Origin of the sequence: Nocardiopsis trehalosi NBRC 14201, from assembly GCF_001552555.1 — a bacterium.
In the GTDB taxonomy this organism is placed as follows: domain Bacteria; phylum Actinomycetota; class Actinomycetes; order Streptosporangiales; family Streptosporangiaceae; genus Nocardiopsis_B; species Nocardiopsis_B trehalosi.
The window spans coordinates 1-3,488 of sequence record NZ_BCRK01000306.1 but is presented as its reverse complement, the minus strand read 5'-3'; the positions used below and the strand labels follow the sequence as shown (position 1 = coordinate 3,488).

Annotated in this window: 2 rRNA genes; both read left to right on the top strand. The window is 57.6% G+C overall.

The features are described 5' to 3' along the window. Window positions 1-72 precede the first annotated feature (72 nt). Window positions 73-3,160, top strand: a 23S ribosomal RNA gene (locus NT8_RS27600). 160 nt (window positions 3,161-3,320) lie between these two features. Next, window positions 3,321-3,439, top strand: a 5S ribosomal RNA gene (rrf, locus tag NT8_RS27595). Window positions 3,440-3,488 lie beyond the last annotated feature (49 nt).

The following is a 3,488-nucleotide window of genomic DNA, read 5'->3' as shown; positions in this document are numbered from 1 at the left end:
GGGTGTTGTGGCTGGGTGTGTGGCCGGTGTTTTGATTCGTGGATAGTGTGCGCGAGCATCTTGTATCTGTGGTGGCCAAGTGATAGTGGCACACGGTGGATGCCTTGGTACCAGGCGCCGATGAAGGACGTGGGAGGCCGCGATAGTCCACGGGGAGTTGTCAACCGAGCTTTGATCCGTGGGTGTCCGAATGGGGAAACCTAGCCCGAGTTGTGTCGGGTTGCCGCTGCCTGAATGTATAGGGCAGTTGGTGGTGACGCGGGGAAGTGAAACATCTCAGTACCCGTAGGAAGAGTAAACAATAGTGATTCCCTGAGTAGTGGTGAGCGAAAGGGGATGTGGCTAAACCGTGCGCGTGTGATAGACGGCAGTCGTTGCGTGTGCGGGGTTGTGGGGTTGCGCTGTGTCTGGTCTGCCGGCCGGGCGCGTTGATGGTCGTTCTAGCTGAAGCCGTTGGGAAGCGGCGCCGTAGTGGGTGAGAGTCCCGTAGGTGAAGGAACGGTCTAGGCGTTGGCGTTGTCCCCGAGTAGCGCGGAGCCCGTGAAATTCCGTGTGAATCTGGCAGGACCACCTGCTAAGCCAAAATACGTCCTGGTGACCGATAGTGCACTAGTACCGTGAGGGAAAGGTGAAAAGTGCCCCGGTGAGGGGTCGTGAAATAGTACCTGAAACCGTGTGCTGTCAAGCCGTCAGAGCCTTTCGGGGTGATGGCGTGCCTTTTGAAGAATGAGCCTGCGAGTTATGGTGTGTGGCGAGGTTAACCCGGGTGGGGTAGCCGTAGCGAAAGCGAGTCTGAATAGGGCGCATTAGTCGCATGCTGTAGACCCGAAGCGGAGTGATCTACCCATGGCCAGGGTGAAGCGGAGGTAAGACTTCGTGGAGGCCCGAACCCACCAGGGTTGAAAACCTGGGGGATGAGCTGTGGGTAGGGGTGAAAGGCCAATCAAACTCCGTGATAGCTGGTTCTCCCCGAAATGCATTTAGGTGCAGCGTCGTGTGTTGCTTGCCGGAGGTAGAGCTACTGTTTGGCTGATGGGCCCTACAAGGTTACTGACGTCAGACAAACTCCGAATGCCGGTCAAGTTGAGCGCGGCAGTGAGACTGCGGGGGATAAGCTTCGTAGTCGAGAGGGAAACAGCCCAGATCATCAGCTAAGGCCCCTAAGCGTGTGCTAAGTGGGAAAGGTTGTGGAGTTGCTGAGACAACCAGGAGGTTGGCTTAGAAGCAGCCATCCTTTAAAGAGTGCGTAATAGCTCACTGGTCAAGTGATTCTGCGCCGATAATGTAGCGGGGCTTAAGTACACCGCCGAAGCTGTGAAGCCTGGACCGCGAGGTCCGGGTTGGTAGGGGAGCGTCGTGCATCCGGTGAAGCTGTGGGGTGACCCGATGGTGGAGGGTGTGCGAGTGAGAATGCAGGCATGAGTAGCGATACCAGAGTGGGAAACTCTGGCGCCGATTGACTAAGGGTTCCTGGGGCAGGTTAATCCGCCCAGGGTGAGTCGGGGCCTAAGGCGAGGCCGACAGGCGTAGTCGATGGATAACGGGTTGATATTCCCGTACCCGTTCGCACGCGCCCAGTACCGAGTCCTTTGATGCTAACCACCACTGCTGCGTGTGCCGGCCTTCGGGTTGGTGTGCGTGGTGGCGTGGGGCCCGAGAAGGTAGTAGGTAAGTGATGGGGTGACGCAGGAGGGTAGCTCTACCGGGCGGTGGTTGTCCCGGGATAAGCGTGTAGCCCGGAGCATAGGCAAATCCGTGCTCCATGGAGGGTGAGGCGTGATGTCGAGCCGTTTTTGGTGAAGTGAGTGATCCCGTGCTGTCGAGAAAAGCCTCTAGCGAGTGTGTGGGCGGCCCGTACCCTAAACCGACGCAGGTGGTCAGGTAGAGAATACCGAGGCGTTCGGGTGAACCATGGTTAAGGAACTCGGCAAATTGTCCCCGTAACTTTGGGAGAAGGGGAGCCCTGTCTGGTGATGAAGTTTTCCTTCTGAGCTGGGTGGGGTCGCAGATACCAGGGGGAAGCGACTGTTTATTAAAAACACAGGTCCGTGCGAAGTCGTAAGACGCTGTATACGGACTGACGCCTGCCCGGTGCCGGAACGTTAAGAGGACTGGTTAGCGGCTTTCGGGTTGCGAAGCTGGGAATCTAAGCGCCGGTAAACGGCGGTGGTAACTATAACCATCCTAAGGTAGCGAAATTCCTTGTCGGGTAAGTTCCGACCTGCACGAATGGCGTAACGACTTCCCCGCTGTCTCAACCATGGGCCCGGTGAAATTGCACTACGAGTAAAGATGCTCGTTTCGCGCAGCAGGACGGAAAGACCCCGGGACCTTCACTATAGCTTGACATTGGTGTTTGGGATGGTTTGTGTAGGATAGGTGGGAGCCTGTGAAGCCTGGACGCTAGTTCGGGTGGAGGCGTTGGTGAAATACCACTCTGGCTGTTTCGGATGTCTAACCTGGGACCGTGATCCGGTTCGGGGACAGTGTCTGGTGGGTAGTTTAACTGGGGCGGTTGCCTCCTAAAGAGTAACGGAGGCGCCCAAAGGTTCCCTCAGCCTGGTTGGCAATCAGGTGTCGAGTGTAAGTGCACAAGGGAGCTTGACTGTGAGACGGACGTGTCGAGCAGGTGCGAAAGCAGGGACTAGTGATCCGGCACCGGCGTGTGGAAGCGGTGTCGCTCAACGGCTAAAAGGTACCCCGGGGATAACAGGCTGATCTTCCCCAAGAGTCCATATCGACGGGATGGTTTGGCACCTCGATGTCGGCTCGTCGCATCCTGGGGCTGGAGTTGGTCCCAAGGGTTGGGCTGTTCGCCCATTAAAGCGGCACGCGAGCTGGGTTTAGAACGTCGTGAGACAGTTCGGTCCCTATCCGCTGTGCGCGTTGGAGACTTGAGAAGGGCTGTCCCTAGTACGAGAGGACCGGGACGGACGAACCTCTGGTGTGCCAGTTGTTCCGCCAGGAGCATGGCTGGTTGGCTACGTTCGGGAGAGATAACCGCTGAAAGCATCTAAGTGGGAAGCTTGCTTCGAGATGAGGTCTCCTGCCCTTTTGAGGGGGTAAGGCTTCCAGTAGACGACTGGGTTGATAGGCCGGGTGTGGAAGCACTGTGAGGTGTGGAGCTGACCGGTACTAATCGGCCGAGGGCTTGTCCGCCATGGATGCTGGGTGTTCGCGCACACTATCTGCTGTTCCGCCCGTTGTTGGGGTGGTTTCGCACACGAATCTGATATGTTGAATATGGTTGTCCGCGCCGTTTGTTGGTGTGGCCCTGGTTTTCCCGGCCCCCTGGTTTTCGGGGGGTGTGGGTGTAGGGTTACGGCGGTTATGGCGGGAGGGAAACACCCGGTCTCATTCCGAACCCGGTCGTTAAGCCTCTCAGCGCCGATGGTACTGCCTCCATGGTGTGGGGTGGGAGAGTAGGTCGCCGCCGGACATTTTTTTGGGTGGGGCCCCCTTGTTGGGGGTCCCACCCTTTTTTGTTT